Source organism: Candidatus Limimorpha sp., from assembly GCF_056203535.1.
Genome location: NZ_JBADWU010000035.1, coordinates 37,548 through 55,112, shown reverse-complemented (window position 1 = coordinate 55,112; position 17,565 = coordinate 37,548). Strand labels below are relative to the sequence as shown.

Sequence of the window (17,565 nt, the reverse complement as noted above, 5' to 3'; positions counted from 1 at the left end):
TAATTACATTATATATATCGCACGCACGCGAAAATCAGTGTCAATTTATCGTTTTAACGCAAAATGCGGCACTTTTTCGGAGGTCGATTTAACATTTTAACATTTAACATTTGGGGAAATGTGGTACGGATGAAGGATGGGATCTTAAGTCAAGCAAATTCGTCATTATCCATCATAACTTAATGGCTATCATGAAATTTTTACAGGTCAAATGGTATATAAATGCCATTTTTTATTGTAGAGACGCGATTTATCGCGTCTTCGCTGTATCAAATTATTATATGAGACGCGATGAATCGCGTCTCTACTTTATAGACCTTCAAAGCACCGCCACCATTTTCCTGATTTCAAGGATGCGTTGCATGACAGTCTTGTCGGCTTTTGCAACTTGCAGATTGTAATCGGCTTGCATCTGAATCCAAAGCTGCGCATCGATGCCTAAGGCGGCTTCCAAATACAAAGCGTAGTCGGTTGAAATAGGGCGTTTCCCGTTCAGGATTTCATTCAGAACCGTATAGGAAACCGACATTTGCCGTGCCAGTTGTTTCTGCGAAATGCCGCGATACTCTATTTCCTCTTTCAAGACAAGTCCGGGATGGACTGGTTCTAATGGAGTAAGGTTGTTGGCAATCATTTCGGGGTTGATGTCTTTCAAGGTAATCATATTGTTTATTTATAATGGTTTGTCATTTCACATTTTTATTCCAGCACTATCTTCTTCACGCAGGTTTGCGTGCCGTTGGTGAAGCGGATGAAATAAATGCCTTTGCTTATGCTTGCGACATTGATTTGCTGCTCCCCTTGGGCTGAACCTTGAGCTACCTTTTGCCCTATAGCATTAAATATGCTGTAATGAAAAGTGTCTTCACTACCACGGACTGTAATTACATCTTTTGCTGGTATCGGAAATACATTAAACGGTTCCTGTTTATCACAAACATTCTCATCCACCGCATCATAGTCAAAAACATCCCTGATGTGAACAATCCAGTAAACCGCACTGCCAGGTTCGCCGCAAAGGTAATTGTTTGAGCAAGTAATATCACCATGATAAAGATCATACATGAAACTACTCCAATTTGGAGCAAAACCCGCCAAGGTATATTCCCGGTCATTGTGTTTAACCACAGCATTCAGCTCTTCACGTGCGCCATTCCTTGACCCGATGGCACGTTCCCAGAGCAAGTTCCCATCGCTGTCAGTTCGAAAAACCCAATAGTTATTTAATTCATGACCTTGGCTGATGCCCCAATGCGCAGCACTTTGGACATCACCGTTGAGTGAGGCTGATTGGGCAAACACGGTGAAACCGCCGTCTTCGTTTTGGAATACGCGGATAGGAATATCTGTTCCGCTACCTCCATAGCAACGGCTCCAAATGATGTTGCCGTCAAAATCCATACGCACGAGCCAGACATCGGTAGTCTTCTGGTGAGCGACATTGTAACCTAAATGATAGCCCGCTCCTTCAAGGTCATCGTCATCCGACGATGAAGTACCCACCACGAGATATCCATCATCGAGTTCTATACCGCCATTATTGAACTGGTCCATCCCCGAACCTCCATAGCACCTGTTCCATTCTATCTCGCCATCCTCGTCAACTTTCACCAACATTGCATCATACATGTTTGTTTCTGGCTTGCACGGGTAGATGGAACCTGACATGCCACCAGCAAGCGATTGCATAAATACAAGAAAACCCTCATCACTGGTCTCACACGAACCATAAATCACATCCGTCTCATCGGTTCCCAGTGTCACTTCCCATTCCGTGTTGCCCAAGCTGTCCAGCTTGATAAGCCAGCCGTCACAATGGCCATACGCATGAGATATGTCACCGCCAGTAAACAAAGGATTCGCCCATCCTAAAACGCCATCATCTGAAGTCGCTAAAGCCCCAACACCATGGTTGAAATCATGGTCCGGCGCACCAACAATCCGCTCCCAGATTGTATTTCCGCTTTCGTCGATTCTACGAATGCCTAGACCTGTTTTTCCCGTTTCAGGGAAAGCTCCACCTCCAAATGTATAGATTGGGCTATCATTAGTATACCGGTTTATTCCATAAACACTAGACGTATAACAAGTACTCCATTTCAAATCGGTATTATTGTTAATTTTAATCAACCATGCCCCACCAGTATAATTGCCGAAATCACAGTCCACCATTCCGCTGTTTGGGGATCTGCTTGTCCCTGAAACCAAAAATCCATCACCCACCTGCACTATTCCATGCGCTTCATCATTGTTTTCACCGCCGTAGCATTGCTGCCAATCGATGACAAACTGGGCTTTGAGAATTACTGAAGTGAAAAGCATTAAAGATATTAAAACAACCTTTCTCATTCTGCCATTCATTTTGCTATGTTTTAATGATTTATGATAATTTTGGTGCAATAATAGCAAAAATTTCGCACAAACAAACAAACAAACAAACAATAAAAAATCCACCTCTCGGTGGATTTTTTCATGTAGAGACGCGATGAATCGCGTCTCTACAATCCTTATCTCACCACAATTCTCCGTGCAGCGACCGTTCCGTTTTCATCCGTGATGCGAAGCATGTAAATTCCTTGCGGCAACTCGGAAACGGAAATTTCGTTGGTGTTTTGTGCGGATTTCAGTAATTGTCCGATGGTATTGCAAACCTGCACTTCGGCAACAGTGGCGCCTTCAATGCGAACCATGCCGCTGGCAGGGTTGGGCGAAACCGTGAGCAAATCGGTTTTGTCATTTTCAAGAAGGCCTAATGGACTCACACTCACACACGTTGCTTCCGATTCTCCACCTTCGTAAACCGCCGAAACGCAATATTCCACTGTAGAATTCCCATTATTCGATTCATCAATATAATAGGTCTGAAAAGCGTATGGAATGTTTGTAACAAGTTCTCCTTCTCGGAAAATGTTGTATCCTTTCAGCGTGGTTGCATCACGGTTGAAAGGACAATTCACAGGTGCTGTTACAGTTGCACGAATCATCCAGTTGTGAAGACTCATAGGCGAAACAAACCATTCCCCATTTTCCATTATCATGTTTTTGTTCAGCACGGTTTCCTCAAGGTCGGCAGCCAATGTGTAATATCCTTCGCCAACCGACGAATAGCCAATCAAGTATTCCTTGCTGCTGTCAATCACGACACCTTCCTCTAAATCAACCTGATTCCATTCTCCACAAACCATATTTTGCACTTCCTGACTGCAAACCAATTCATAGCTCTCTCCATTTTTCATCCAGACATCAACCGTATAAGTGTTTTCCGCAACAATCGGTATCATGGATATTTGCCTGATAATCCAGCCGTCAAAACGCATCAAATCTAACGAGTCGTAGCGATGTGCCACATAATCATTTTCACCTGTATAAGCCATTTCTGTAAAGTCTTCCCCATTTGACCATGAGAGCATGGCTTCCTGATTGAGTGCGCTTTCCGCAGGATAATTCCACTTCAGCACGATGTTGTTTTCATTCTGCTCCGCAGTCAGTTCCTGAATGCCATTCAAATTATTTGTTTCTGAGATAAAAATACAATAATATGGTTCAAAACCATTGTCAATTCTCATTGTTGACGAAAACGTAGCCGTTAACTCTGCGCCATTCATCAAGGTGTCATTGCCAATGATAACTGCTTCAATATCATAATAAGGTCCTATAAAAACTCTCTCGTTGTCAAGATAATAAAATTCATCACCGCTAAAAAATGCCAATTCCATTCCTGGCATTGGAACGGAGCCGGTTGCTGGGCTTGGAGCATCTTCCAATATTCCCATCAATGTCTTATCTTCAAGCGACTGTAAAGCAGCAATTTCAAAGGAAAAGAACATGTTGCCAAACATATCATAGTGTGAGGTTTCAACTCCACCAACAGAAACAGATGTGTTTTCTTCATAAAGGTCTGGATTGATGAAACTATGCTGCATTGCATCTTTAATGGTTAAATAATAGTAGTCGGTTCCGTCGTACACACTCAAGCACTGTAAACTGTTATTTAGGGAAAGGGTGCCTTCTATGTTATCGGAAACAATGCCATACGGAATGGCAAGTTTCAGGTTAAATACCATAAAAGGCTCTCCATAATAGTCTGTCCATATTTCATGGGAGCCAACAAATATGTACTGTGACGTGGAATTGATAGTCTCTCCATTAACCACCCATGATGTATAATCCGTTTGTAATTGACCATCAATGGCAACAAAGTAAAGAGGTTCACCATTATCATTGGTGATAACATACGCATCAACGAAATCAGGCCCTGGATAAGCTATCTGGCTAAGAAATCCCATCCAACAAATGCGAGAATTAAAATATAAATATTCAGCATCAACCAGTTCCTTAATATCAATAACACTAAAGTTTTCGCCATTCCCATCTTCCATTTCCAAAACACTTCCAACAACCTTAATTTCATTGCCTACCGAAACAGTATCGTAATGAACAACCAAATCATCCAAATAAGGATTCGGCCAGTAGCCGTCCACCATGACGTAATAGGTTTGGCCCTCCACTGCGATGGCAAAACGGCTATCGCATACGTTTTGCTCAAAGTATGGTGCTTCCACACGGTTCACCACACCCGTAATGGTGTCCTGGGCAAAATTACCAATCACTGTGAGTTGGGACGCTGAATTATTCAACGAATTTGCTCCAATAGCCACACTGCCATTGTCATAGACTTTCAATTGCCCAAACATTTGACTTGATAAAGCCACGCATGTCAAACATGCAATTAATTTAATGACGTTTTTCATATAAACATTTTTTTATGACGGGTTTTATAAATCATTTTCAATCTCTGAGATGGCATAAAACCCATTAATCCAACTCAAAGATTTTCGGTTTGATATTGATCAACTTGTATGGCTACAAAAATACTTTTTTTTATTCAAAACCAACACTTTTTTAAAAAATTTATGGGGGGGGTAAATGCTGAATATCAATTAGTTAGCAACAAACAACTGCTTACGGGGTTAGGTTCTTGATGACAAACAACACAGCGAAGACGCGATTTTCGCGCTAAACTTTATCTAAATCATGAATTTGACAAAATTAATTCAGCACGATTTCCGTGATGATTTCGCGTCCTACCAAGCCATTGAGATTGTCTTTCAATACCGATTTTGAATAGCTCAATTCCATGCGCAAGGCATCGGAATCGACGCGCACAAAAAGCATCTTGTTTCGGATGGCCAAATCAATGGTATGCGAAGCTATGAAAGACCCGACAACAGCTTTCCATGAGTTGATGATTTTCATCTCATCAAGATAATCGGGACCTTTGTGCATCTGGATGAACTCCCTGATTAAGTCGCCTAATTTCTGCACGTTATAATATTCCATCTCAACCTCCGATTTCAGTGACAACGCCCTTATCGACTTCAAAAATCTTGTGGTTGATGTCGGTATCGTCAAACAGACATTCCACACGTTTCCGCTGTGTATCAGTAATGAAAACCTGTCCGAAATGGTTGTCGCCGACCAAACGGACCAGTTTCATCACGCGCTGGTCGTCCAACTTGTCGAAAATGTCATCCAAAAGCAGAATGGGCTTGTAGCCAATCTTCTGATAGTTAAACTCGAATTGAGCCAAGCGTATCGACACGACAAACGATTTCTGCTGGCCTTGCGAACCGAATTTCTTCAACTGATGTCCATCAAGTTCAAACTCCAAATCGTCCTTATGGATGCCAACATTCGTGTAACCCGAATGACAATCGGCGTTAAGGCTTTCATCAAGCAGTTCGCGCAACGGTTTTTCACTGAGGCGCGACTGATAGCCAATGCCGACCTGCTCGTTTCCACCCGAAACGATTTCGTAATAATGCTGGAAAATTGGCAGGAATTCTTCCAAAAAACGTTGCCGTTTGGCGTGAATGTCTTCTGCATTCATTATCAGCTGGTCGTCCCAAAGGCGTAGCAAATCGCGGTCGAAAGTGCGTGTTTCGGCAAACTGTTTCAGTTGCGTATTGCGTTGTTGCAAGGCACGGTTGTATTTCAGTAAAGCGTTGAGATACAAGGGGTCGAACTGTGAAATCACGCCATCGATGAACTTTCGGCGCAAGTCGCTGCCTTCGTTGATGAGGTCGCGGTCGTAGGGCGAAATCATCACCAAGGGGAATTTCCCGATATGGTCGGAGAGGCGGCTGTATTCCTTTTTATTGAAACGGAACGACTTTTGCGCATCGCGTTTCTGAATGCACGAAACCAGTTCGTCTTCCTTTTCGTCGTGTGAATAAAGACCGTGGATGCTGAAAAAATCCTGATTGTGTCGGATGTTCATCTTATCCGTCGCGCCGAAAAAGCTCTTGCAAAACGAAAGGTAATAGATGGAATCAAGTATGTTGGTCTTTCCAGCTCCATTCAGTCCCACGAAACAATTCACCTTTTCGGACAGCACCAAGTCAGCCGATTCGCAATTCTTGAAATTCGCCAGTTTCAGTTCGTGGAGATACATCAATCCTTAGTGATAATTAAACAATAACTTGAGCCAAAAATAGCTATTTTTTCGTTTCGCTAAACACAAAATCGAAGATTCGACGTAGTCAATTACCATAAATGAATCATAAATTATCGGAGTTTTATCTATCTATGTATCAAATCAGTTGATTGTGTCTAATCTTCGATTTCACAATAATTAACGGCTAATTTGTGAAAATTTGTGTTTATCAAAATATCTACGCTTGGCGTTTGAATTTGTCTCAACTTAATTTATCGTTAATTACTTGTTGAGATTCACCTTGACTGTCAAGAAATTAGGAGAACCGACGATGTTTGTCCTTGAGCGTGAATAATCAATTTCAAACCGTTTCACCTTGATGCCGAAACCGAGGGAAAATCCCGTAAGGTCGCGTGCAGAAGGTACGGTCATCTTATTGTGTGTGCCGTAGTTATAGGCTGCGCGAAGCACAAGGTTCTTGCCGATTTCCAATTCACCGCCAATGACGAAATGGCAACCAACATTTTTGAAAAAACGTGTCGTTTTGTTTTCCTTAATCAAATCGCCGGTGATAGGGTCGTATTTTTCCTCTTCCTTGGCGAGTTGGTCCCATTTCTGGATGTCCTTATAAGCGAACACAAAAGTAAGCGGCAAATGTGCCAGTTTTTTCGAGGCGGTCAAGTCGAGGCTGAAAGGCATCCAGCCTTCGCTGTTGTCGAAATTGACGGTGAAAAGCTGATGCCCGATATTGCGTGCAATCAACGACACCGCCCAATCGCTGTAAGCCCAATAAGTGGCGGCCACATCAACAGCCAAAGCACCCGATGAATAGGAATCGCCATGCATAGCAGCATATTTCAGGTTGGCGCCGATGCTCCATTTGTCGGTCAGTTCGCGCCCCCAGCCTATGGTCATGGCATAATCGCTGACCTGAAAGGTAGAGCCTAAATCGGTGCCGCCCTCCGAAGTTTCCTTGAAATTACCGTAATTGTAATATTGCAAGGAAGCGCAGAAACTGCCTGCCTTTTCAAAATCGCGGGCATACTGAACAGCAGCGAAATTCGATCCGATGTTGAAATCGCCGACGTATGAAAACGACAGCTGGTCGTTCATCGCAGGGCAAATGGCCGATGGATTGAACGTAGCAGTCTGAATATCACCATCATGAAATGGCAGCGGCAAACCGCCCAAAGCAGCAACACGCGCCGAATTTGTGGCACGCACAGCCCTATAAAGTCCGTCATTCACTACTTGAGCTTGTGTTGATAATGCAAGCATTGAAGCCGCAAACAGCAATATTTTTGACAAGTTTTTTCTCATTTTTTCTTTTTTAGCCTTTAGCTATTAGCTTTTAGCCATTAGCCAAATCGTTGATTAGACAAAATTTATCATTTATTGTTTGATTCGTTAGCCAATAGCCAAAAGCCAGAAGCCAGAAGCAAAAAGTCAGAAGCAAAACTTTACATCAGACAAGTTCATAACGGACATCTACTCAAATTATTGCATCAAATCAGGCCACGGCCGGTTTTCACCAAGGTCCCGTTTCCCTTCATGACCTGCGAAATCTTGTCCAACATGCCATTGATGAAACGGCGGCTGTCGGGCGTGCTGTAGAATTTCGAAATCTCTATGTACTCGTTGATGGTTACTTTGACTGGAATATCGTGGAAGTAAGAAAATTCCGTCATTGCCATGAAAATCAAAATCTTATCCATCATGGCGAGACGGTCGTAATTCCAATTGGAGGTGTTTTCTTCAACGATTTTCCTGAATTCTTCGGCATTCGTCATGGTCTTCTTAAACAGATTGATGACGAACTCGCGGTCTTCATTCGGAACATTGCCCTGGGTTTTGTAAGCCGATGGCAATCTGGTGTTTTCGTTGAAATCGTTTGGCATCTCGTTGAGGTATTTCCACAACAGGAAGATGGCAATCTGGTAATCGCTGTTGAAGGAGAGATTGCGGTCGCAATAGAAATCGGAGAGGAAAGTCTTTTCGCCGCCTTCTTCGTCTTCGGCAATTTCTTCAGCCATGTATTTGTCGACGATGGAAACCAAGAACTTGCGGTCGTCCTCGAAACTATCCTCGCTGCTGTTCATGTAAGCCTGATATTCAGGATATTCGCGTAGGCGGTTGTAGAAGCCACGGATGAAATCCTCGCGATAGTCGGCCCAGTTGATCTTGTATTGTTCCTCCAAGGCAAGCAGGTGCTTGTTGTTGTCGAGCATATCGAGGACGCGGTTGTTGACGAACTTCATGTTCGGGTGCAAATCCTCGTAGGTCGGGAAATTCTTCGTGCGGTTTTCCTCGATGCGGCGTTCGGCGAAACGCTTCACTTCGACCCAGAAAGACAGCTGATACACAAAGAGTTGATAAAGATTATCAACACTTTCCAACAAATGTTTTTCGGCTTTGTTCAAGTCGGTTTCCTCAGACTGGTGGCAGGCGTAAATTTCCTGCAACACCTTGACTCTTAAAAATCTCCTATTCAACATAAGAATAAAATTAGAACGGTAAAATAAAATGCAAAGGTAGAAAAATTATGGGAAATGTGAGTGGTTGGTTAAAAATTTAATATATGCCGCAGGCTTTAAGTTGCATGTCGCAAGCTATATACATTGTTTTTGTACTTTTGCGCCATTAAAATCATCTGGAAAATGAAAATACTCAAACACATCGTAATGTGGCGCTTTCAGGATTTTGCCGAAGGGCGTACGAGAACGGAAAACGCACAATGGATGAAGGAACATTTGGAGGCACTGGTCGGACGGGTTCCGGAATTGCTTTCGGCGGAAGTCGGCATTAATATAAAGGAGTCGGATGCGGCCTACGATGCCGTGCTCACCGCCACTTTCCGCTCAATGAGGGATTTGGAAACTTACAAGAACCATCCGTTGCATCTGGAAATCAGCAATTATTGCAAAAAGGTCAGGATTTCGCGCATCGTCGCCGACTACTGGGTGGAAGACTGATGAACTAGGAGTTAGGAATTAGGAGTGAGGAGTTAGGAATTAGGAGTGAGGAGTTAGGAGTAGTCAGCCCGTTGAGCCTGTCGAAACGACGGGTGATGGGTGATGAGTGACCTCAGAACCACAATTCCGTTTTTTTGTGGAAAATTTGGACAAAATATCAGACAAAAGTCCTAACTTTGCAATTTCAATTTTTGAATCAATGTAACAAACATAATTAAACTCAGATTATTTTATCATGAAGAAAAAGTTTATCTGCCCTATTTGCGGATTCGTTTACGAAGGAGAAGAAGCTCCTGAACGCTGCCCACAGTGCAAGCAAGTGGTTGAATGGAAAGTCGCCGAAGAAGGCGCTGCCCTGAATTTCGTCACCGAACACGTCATCGGAATTGCCAAAGGCACCGGCGAAGAGATGATAAAGGACCTCAACGCTCACTTCATGGGCGAAGCCACCGAAGTCGGCATGTATCTGGCCATGAGCCGCCAAGCCGACCGCGAAGGCTATCCTGAAATCGCCGAGGCTTTCAAGCGTTACGCTTTCGAAGAAGCCGAACACTGCGCCAAGTTCGCCGAACTGCTCGGTGATGTGGTTTGGGACACCAAGACCAACCTCGAGAAGCGCATGATGGCCGAATGTGGCGCCTGTGAAGACAAGATGCGCATCGCCCGTATCGCCAAGGAACGCAACCTTGATGCCATCCACGACACCGTCCACGAAATGGCTAAGGACGAAGCCCGCCACGGCAAAGGCTTTGAAGGCTTGTACAAGCGTTATTTTGGAAAATGATTTAAATGGAAAGTGAGGAGTTAGGAATTAGGAGTTAGGAGTAAATAGTTTCATGAGTCTGGCGAAAGGATGTTTTCAAAGGTTTCAAGAAAGATAAAACGGACACGTGTCCGCCCTGAAAGGGCAACTTATCCGAGCAAAGGGCAAAGTGAGCTTGCGAACAGCACCTTTTGCGATTTTAGAAAATCACGAAGTATATAATTTCGGTTTTTTTTTGAACAAATTTGAAATTCGATGGTTATCGTTTCAATAAAATCAAGAATCAGAAAAATACTCCTAACCATTAAAATCCAAGACGCGATGAATCGCGTCTCTACAAAAGAGACATTCAATTATCAACCATAAAACAAACAGAACTATGATTAGTGAAAGATTAACAGAAGCCATCAACCAGCAAATCAATGCTGAAATGTGGTCAGCCTACCTTTACCTGAGCATGTCGCAAGACCTTTACAAGAAGGGTTTCAAAGGCATCGCCAACTGGTACAAAGTGCAATTCCTTGAAGAACAGGCTCATGCCGAAATCTTCATCAACTACCTGCATTCACAGGATGCAAAGGTCATACTCGCTCCTATCGCCGAAGTCCAGACTGAATGGGAAAGTGTTCTCGCTACCTTCGAAGACACTTGGGCTCACGAAAAGAGAGTGACCGCCTTGATCAACAACCTCTGCGACATCGCCGAAGACGACCATGACCGTGCTGCCCAAAACATGCTCGCTTGGTTCATCGACGAACAGATTGAAGAGGAAGAGAACGACCGCGATCTCATCTTCCAAGCTAAGATGACCGAAGGCGACAATGCCGCCATGCTGGTCCTCGATTGCGAACTCGGCAAACGTGAATACCACACGCCAAGCCCGCTGAAGAAGTAAGGAAATTCAAATTCAACTGATACAGGCTGACCGAAAGGTCGGCCTGTATTTTTTTGATAATTATGGATCCAGGAGTAAATTAGGTTTTTCGTTCCGCAATTTTACAAAACAGTAAACCGTAACAAAAAACGTGTCATTATTTTGACACTCTGCAACTCGAAATCCGGAAATCAAGACTACCGAAATTCACCTCTGTGCTCCACCATGTAGTCGTAAAGCAACTTCATTGCACGCGCTCTGTCTTCTAACGAAGAATAGTTTCTGGAAGAAATATGCATTGCCGTCGGTAACTCTGTTGAATAGGAATCTTGAAATATGTTTCCGTAAAGTTCAAAATAATTCCAATCAATCATGGTGTACGCACCTTCTCGAAAGCGCACTGTAGGATGTCCTGCAACCATCTGGATTTCATACAATCCAGCATACGCTTTATGGCTGTTTTCATTCAGTTGTTTACATACTTTTTCCAATTCCTGCCGGAAATGAATCACCTTCTCCGTTTGCACATTACCATCCTCAAAACTATATTTTTCCTCAAATCCATCCTCGGTCTTGGTATAGGCATAGATGGTCTCATCAGGATATTTCCTGTTGAACGCCTCTGATATTGCACACATATTCACATCAAACGTGTACCATGTGCAACCACGGCCAAAATTCCATTCGGCATCGCTCAAACACAACATCGGAATCGGTTCGCCATCATCATCAAAAACCGTATCCATGCCAATATCCATTTTTCCATTGTATTCAATCAACAGTTCTTGCAACAGCGTCAGTTTCTCTTCGTTGCCATCCTTTAGGTATATCTTATGTTGGACATCGTAACTCATAAAAAACTAATTCAAATGCTGATACACAGCCATTCCCTTATCCGTTAATAACCAAACACCATTTTTATCTGCTCCAACACGGCAAACCAATCCATACACCTTGCGCAATTTATCGAAATCACGTTTAATAGTCATCTTTACTACTCCAAATTGTTGAGCCATCGATTCATAATTCACAAAGGGATATTCTACAATAGTTTCAATTTTTGCCGGAGTCTCTTCATTGCATGTACTACAACCAATATATTTCAGTATTTCAATTTGCCTTTCATTTAATTGTGAAATTATCGCTCCTATTTCATCCGAATCGTTTACAGTAACATTTACAGTACCACTTTCACCGCTTACAGTAACATTTTCGTCATTTACTGTAACATTTGCAGTACCACTTTCACCACTTACAGTAACATTTCCATCGTTTACAGTAACATTTACAGTACCATAATTCACACGGAAACGGATAAAGTTATCGCCAAACTCATAACATTCCGGTCCGTATGTACGCATAATGCGCAACATGCCCGAACCTAAAGCCTCAACCATTTCAACATCCCTAAAAACGCGCATTAATTCCTTATTCCTTGGCACACTCACGCCTTTAAAGAAATCCTCTTTGGACAGTCCGTCAGGAATGCGACCTATGGATGTGATTTCCAGATGATCTGAAAACAACTCCACTTTTGAAGGTGCTTCATAACTGTAATCATTATGCACTATGGCATTAATTAAGGCTTCACGGATAGCAATTTTATTCCATTGTAATGTGTCATGTCTGCCAGTAGGCGTAATAACACTTGAAACTTTATTCTCAACATCCAGTTTATCCAACACCTTTTGTGCCGCCGTCAAAAGGCAACAATAGCCATATTCGTTATTCGAAACAAGTTCATAACGGTCTGAACCAGCGTATTTTGCCAATTTCATGGAATTGCCATTCTCATCAGCGAGCAAATATGCCGCATAATTCAAACGGCCATCATTGGTGAGCAATTCCAAAGTACGAAGGAAATTGTCATTCAACGACAAACCATGTTCCTGATAATATATGCGAAGTTGTGTGAAAGTCAAATCCTGACGTGGAGACACCATATTCTTTATGGAATTATGCACGCGATGTGAAAACATTTCCTCAATTTGAGAAGTAGTCATTGGTTCAGCAGCTGTTCCGACACGCATGTAACAACCGCGTCCCGACATTCCATAAAGTGTCTTATAATATGGTTTTTCCGAACCACTCGCCACAAACACCCTTATGACTGGAACATTGTCTATTGATTCCATGCAAACATCAAACAAACCCATAGGAGAAGGTGAAATACCCTTGCGAATACGGTCTTTGAGCTTCAGCATATCTCCATCTATGTCTTTGACACCAACAGGTGTTCCGTCATCATCAATGCCAATATACAGCATACCACCTTCACGATAATTGAGGAATGCAACTATCTCTTTTTCAATGTCCAAATCCTTAGTCAGCTCCCTTTTAAACTCTATTCTATTGCTTTCTATCAATTTCATTCTTTAATCATTTATACAATTCATCATTCTTTTCCGACTCCTTTTCTTCAAGCAGTTTATCCAACTTCTTTTCCATTTCGGCTAACTGCGCCTTCACATCGTCGTTGTTGTCGCTGACCATGGCGTCAACGAAAATGGAGTTGATGAACGACATGCCCAAAATGCCGCCAAGCAGGAGCAAAATGCAAAAATAGAGCCGGACTATCTTCCCCCAAACCGGCGAAATGGCAATCGAAATCGCGTCAGGAATTTCATACCAGCCTTCGACCGTGAAAAGCCGAAACACCGAATAGATTGAATCCAAAGGCGTTGCAAAATACTGTGGTGCCAAATCCTTGAACAAGCTGCAATTAATCATTCCGGAAATCACGATAAGCACAAGAAAGCAAAGCAAAATACCGTAGGAACGATCCATTGCCAGCTTGAAATTATTCATTATCGAAGAAAATCGCGGAAAGAAATGGATGACCTTGAACATTTTGGTCACGCGTAACATCCTGATAATCAAAAAGACACTTAAATCCATCATCTTGAAAGGAAACAAAAGCATCAGCACCGATGGCAAGGAAAGCAACACCAAAATTCCATCAAGACGATTCCATGAATCAGACCAATATTTCTTAAAACCAAGGCGGTAATGCTTGACTATCATTTCGACCAGGAAAACCAACGTGCAACAGACATCAATGGCATAGAGCACCGTGTGATAGCCGTAGGTTTGCTCTAAAAATATCGTGATGGCGTTCAGTATGATAATTGTCAAGATGAATCTATCACTCGACCAAAACCTTACAAACCTAAATTTCTTTCTTGCCATAAACTATCCTCCTATTTCATCCAATTCGAGCCAACGCAGCTCTTTTTCGTCCAACAAATTATTGATTTCAGTCAAGCGGTTGCCCATATCGTGCAGTTTCTGATAATCCGTTTCGGTGTTTAAAGCCTCATTAATGGCAGCTTTTTCTTTCTCAAGTTCAGCGATTTGCTTGGTCAAATCCTCAAACTCGCGGTTTTCCTTGAAAGAGCGTTTTACCTTTTCGCGGACTTTTTTCTGCACGGGTTCCGCTTGCTTTTGGGCGGTCTGTTCCTTGCGTTCCGCCTTGAGTTTTTCGGTCAGATAATCCTTGTATTGCGAATAGTTGCCCATGAAGCCTTTCACCTTGCCTTCGCCCTGAAAAACAAAGAGTTGGTCGACGACTTCGTCCATGAAAAAACGGTCGTGTGAGACCACTAAAAGGCATCCTTTGTAGCCGCGCAAAAAATCCTCCAGTTTCTGCAAGGTGAGCAAATCCAAGTCGTTGGTCGGTTCGTCCAAAATCAGGAAATTCGGATTACTGACCAGAACCGTGAGCAGATAAAGCCGGCGTTTTTCGCCACCGCTCAAAAGCGCCACCGGCTGACGGTGCATCTTGTAAGGAAACATGAAATGCGCCAGCAATTGTTCCGCCGTATATACCTGATTTTTACCGTAATATATCACTTCGGCAATATCGCGTATTGTGTCCAAAACCGTCTTGTCCTCATCGAACTTGATGCCTTCCTGACGATAATAGCCGTATGTAACCGTCTGGCCGACAATGATATGACCCATATCGGGCTTCACGGCACCCGTAATGAGATTCAGAAACGACGACTTCCCCACTCCATTCTTACCAATCAAGCCGATGCGCTCGCCACGTTTGAAGACATAATCGAACTCTTTCAGCACGGTGATGTCATCATAACTCTTGCTGACATTCACCAATTCCAGGATTTTTCCGCCGAGGCGCTGCATGTTCAAGCCAAACTGCAACTGCTCCTCAACTTGCTGAACCTTAGCCTTATCCTTCAAATCATAAAAGGCATCAATGCGGCTTTTTGATTTGCCCGTGCGGGCTTGCGGCGTGCTGCGCATCCATTCCAATTCGTGTTTCAGCAATTGACCCGCTTTTTCGGCAGTGGCACGTTTCACTTCCTCGCGCTCGCGGCTTTTCTGGACGTAATAATCAAAATTGCCGTTGTGCGTGTACATCACGCCTTGGTACAGTTCAAATATCTTATTGCACACACGGTCAAGGAAATAGCGGTCGTGCGTAACCATCAAAAGCGTCACTCTCGACTGGGTCAGATATTTTTCAAGCCATTCCACCATTTCCACATCCAAGTGGTTGGTCGGTTCGTCCATAATCAGGAAATCGGGGTCGTGCAGCAAGACCAAAGCCAAAGCCAGGCGCTTGATTTGGCCACCCGAAAGATTATCGGTGACTTGCGAAAGGTCATTCAATTCGAAACGCGAAAGGAACTGAACGGCATTCAGGCGCTGTTCCTCGTTCAAATCTTCTAATAAATCGCTGATGCGGCTGCCCGAAGGATAAGTCGGGAGTTGTTCCAAATAACCGATTTTCAAGTCGTTGGCATACACGATTGAACCCGAATCAGGGCTTTCCTGCCCCATCAGGATTTTCAGCATGGTCGACTTGCCCGAGCCGTTGGCGGCAATCAAAGCCGTCTTGTCGCCTTTCTCAATGCCAAAGGTGACATCGGAAAACAGCGTCTTGATGCCGAACGATTTCGATATGGAGTTGACTGACAGGTAATTCATTATTCAAAAAAAATATCGCTACAAAAATTAAGTGGCAAAGATAAACAAATGATGAGAATCTGTTTTTGAATTACGTAATTTTTTGAAATGACAAAATACAGTGGCTTGTTCTCGTTTTGTTCTTCACATCATTAAATTTGCTTCAATGCTTCGGCAAAATCAGCAACCAAAAACACCTCAACAAATAAACAAAGGTAATCATATACTTTTAGACCCAAACAGTGAAGATAATTCGTGGCAAAAAAATGATTTTCCCTATCTGACTTTGCAGCATCAAAAAACGGAGAAAGCGCGACAGGGAGTTTATTTGCCACTTGGTGAATTTCCGTTGCCAGCTGCCCGTCACTTCCCAGAGTCCTCACCGTACTTCTACTGTTATTTGTAACAACCTGACACCCAGCTTGTCCAATCCCTTGGATTGGGTGAGCATTGAGCGAAGTATGGACGAGTATTGGACGAAATACGGAGCGGGTATAGGGCGGTTGCAGTTTGGATCCTTCGGACACTGCAACGGTTGGCGTATCCGACTAATTTGGGGCAAAAGGTATATAATTGCCTAAACAAAAAAACAACTAAACATCCGCTCTGTCGTGCCGCCACATTTGCCAGCTGTTGAAGAGGTTTTGCCAGATGGAATAAAAAGCCAAGTAGACCGAAGCCAAAGGCAAGAGATAGGTGTTGGCAATCCAGATGCCCATGGCCGTGTTTTTCTGTCCGAGCAGCTGGCCGCCCGCAATCGTATCGCCGTATTTTCCGCCGAGCCATTTGCCGAAGCCATATTGCAGGGCGCAGTAGCACATCGAAGCAAGGGCCAAGCCGATAATCGGTCCCCAATTGCCTTTACCGTGCAGGAAAATGAAATCGATGGTCTGGCCCAAGGTGATGAACAGGGCGACCGACCATATATAAAAGGTGCTGCCTTTGAAACGGCTTAAAAAAACATTCACTTTCGGACAAAGCAAATGGAAGACGAAAGCAATGAAAAAAGGCAATCCGATGACTGAACCTATCTTCTTCAAAATCACGAAGAAAGACTGCCAGAAAGGCAAATCCTGATTTTCGCCGATAAACGAAAAAATGATTGGGACGGCAACGGCTGTCATCAGGTTGCCGACAATCGTATAAGTCGTTACGGTTTCGCGGTTTGCGCCTAATATACAGGATATTACGACAACGGAAGCCGCCACCGGACATATCACACCAACCAAAACACCCTGCGCCACGATTTCGTTAAGATGCAAAGCCCGAATGATGAAATAACTACCCAAACTTACAACAAGTTGAAACAGCACCAACCAGAAATCGAGCATCGAGAGTTTCAGTTTCTTCATGTCGACCGCCACGAAATTGAGCAACAGAATGGTGAATATCAAATAAGGCACAATCACCTTAAACATAGCACAATACCTATGGAAAATCAGGCCTAAGACAATGGCCGTTGGAAGTACATAATTGCGAAATCTGTTCATAGCTTTCAAAAATCGGGTGCAAAAGTACGACGAAAAACACCTTTTTGTTTGCATTACGACAAAAAATGCCTAATTTTGCAGCGATATTTGAAGTCGGG

15 protein-coding genes are annotated in these 17,565 nt (G+C 43.3%); 3 read left to right on the top strand and 12 right to left on the bottom strand.

The features are described from left to right. Positions 1–319 precede the first annotated feature (319 nt). The 7 genes from AC06MN_RS04155 to nusB form a co-directional block, all read right to left on the bottom strand. Positions 320–664, bottom strand: a complete 345-nt coding sequence (locus AC06MN_RS04155; protein WP_475671096.1) for a HigA family addiction module antitoxin — start codon at positions 662–664, stop codon at positions 320–322. A gap of 35 nt (positions 665–699) precedes the next feature. After that, positions 700–1,854, bottom strand: a complete 1,155-nt coding sequence (locus tag AC06MN_RS04150; protein WP_475671095.1) for a T9SS type A sorting domain-containing protein — start codon at positions 1,852–1,854, stop codon at positions 700–702. Between the two features lie 653 nt (positions 1,855–2,507). After that, positions 2,508–4,682: a T9SS type A sorting domain-containing protein gene (locus tag AC06MN_RS04145; RefSeq protein ID WP_475671094.1), complete on the bottom strand. Its 2,175-nt coding sequence runs from the start codon at positions 4,680–4,682 to the stop codon at positions 2,508–2,510. 367 nt (positions 4,683–5,049) lie between these two features. Next, positions 5,050–5,340: a DciA family protein gene (locus AC06MN_RS04140; RefSeq protein ID WP_475671093.1), complete on the bottom strand. Its 291-nt coding sequence runs from the start codon at positions 5,338–5,340 to the stop codon at positions 5,050–5,052. 1 nt (position 5,341) lies between these two features. Continuing rightward, complete coding sequence (gene recF, locus AC06MN_RS04135) at positions 5,342–6,454, bottom strand: DNA replication/repair protein RecF (RefSeq protein WP_475671092.1); 1,113 nt, start codon at positions 6,452–6,454, stop codon at positions 5,342–5,344. A gap of 264 nt (positions 6,455–6,718) precedes the next feature. Beyond that, positions 6,719–7,756 carry a type IX secretion system protein PorQ gene (gene porQ, locus AC06MN_RS04130; RefSeq protein WP_475671091.1) on the bottom strand — a complete coding sequence of 346 codons (1,038 nt, stop codon included), beginning with the start codon at positions 7,754–7,756 and terminating at the stop codon, positions 6,719–6,721. Positions 7,757–7,941: 185 nt separating this feature from the next. Further along, on the bottom strand, positions 7,942–8,931 hold the full coding sequence (nusB, locus tag AC06MN_RS04125) for a transcription antitermination factor NusB (RefSeq protein WP_475671090.1): 990 nt from the start codon (positions 8,929–8,931) through the stop codon (positions 7,942–7,944). A 162-nt stretch (positions 8,932–9,093) separates the two neighbouring features. Here nusB and AC06MN_RS04120 point away from each other — a divergent pair, with 162 nt between their 5' ends. The 3 genes from AC06MN_RS04120 (at position 9,094) to AC06MN_RS04110 (ending at position 11,066) form a co-directional block, all read left to right on the top strand. Further along, on the top strand, positions 9,094–9,408 hold the full coding sequence (locus tag AC06MN_RS04120; protein ID WP_475671089.1) for a Dabb family protein: 315 nt from the start codon (positions 9,094–9,096) through the stop codon (positions 9,406–9,408). Between the two features lie 235 nt (positions 9,409–9,643). After that, positions 9,644–10,192, top strand: coding sequence for a ferritin family protein (locus AC06MN_RS04115; protein ID WP_475671088.1), 549 nt, complete (start codon positions 9,644–9,646; stop codon positions 10,190–10,192). Positions 10,193–10,550: 358 nt separating this feature from the next. Continuing rightward, positions 10,551–11,066, top strand: a complete 516-nt coding sequence (locus AC06MN_RS04110; protein ID WP_475671087.1) for a ferritin — start codon at positions 10,551–10,553, stop codon at positions 11,064–11,066. 176 nt (positions 11,067–11,242) lie between these two features. Here the strand turns inward: AC06MN_RS04110 and AC06MN_RS04105 are convergent, their stop codons facing one another. The 5 genes from AC06MN_RS04105 to AC06MN_RS04085 all read right to left on the bottom strand — a co-directional run bounded on the left by AC06MN_RS04105 (position 11,243) and on the right by AC06MN_RS04085 (position 17,467). Further along, complete coding sequence (locus tag AC06MN_RS04105; protein WP_475671086.1) at positions 11,243–11,899, bottom strand: hypothetical protein; 657 nt, start codon at positions 11,897–11,899, stop codon at positions 11,243–11,245. A gap of 6 nt (positions 11,900–11,905) precedes the next feature. Then, the gene (locus AC06MN_RS04100; protein WP_475671085.1) at positions 11,906–13,417 is read right to left on the bottom strand and encodes an RNA-binding domain-containing protein; all 1,512 of its coding nucleotides are present in this window, start codon (positions 13,415–13,417) and stop codon (positions 11,906–11,908) included. 7 nt (positions 13,418–13,424) lie between these two features. After that, entirely contained in the window at positions 13,425–14,234 is an 810-nt protein-coding gene (locus AC06MN_RS04095; RefSeq protein WP_475671084.1) for an ion transporter, read from the bottom strand. Positions 14,235–14,237: 3 nt separating this feature from the next. Beyond that, positions 14,238–15,998, bottom strand: a complete 1,761-nt coding sequence (locus AC06MN_RS04090) for an ABC-F family ATP-binding cassette domain-containing protein (RefSeq protein WP_475671083.1) — start codon at positions 15,996–15,998, stop codon at positions 14,238–14,240. Between the two features lie 572 nt (positions 15,999–16,570). After that, complete coding sequence (locus AC06MN_RS04085) at positions 16,571–17,467, bottom strand: bile acid:sodium symporter family protein (protein ID WP_475671082.1); 897 nt, start codon at positions 17,465–17,467, stop codon at positions 16,571–16,573. Positions 17,468–17,565 lie beyond the last annotated feature (98 nt).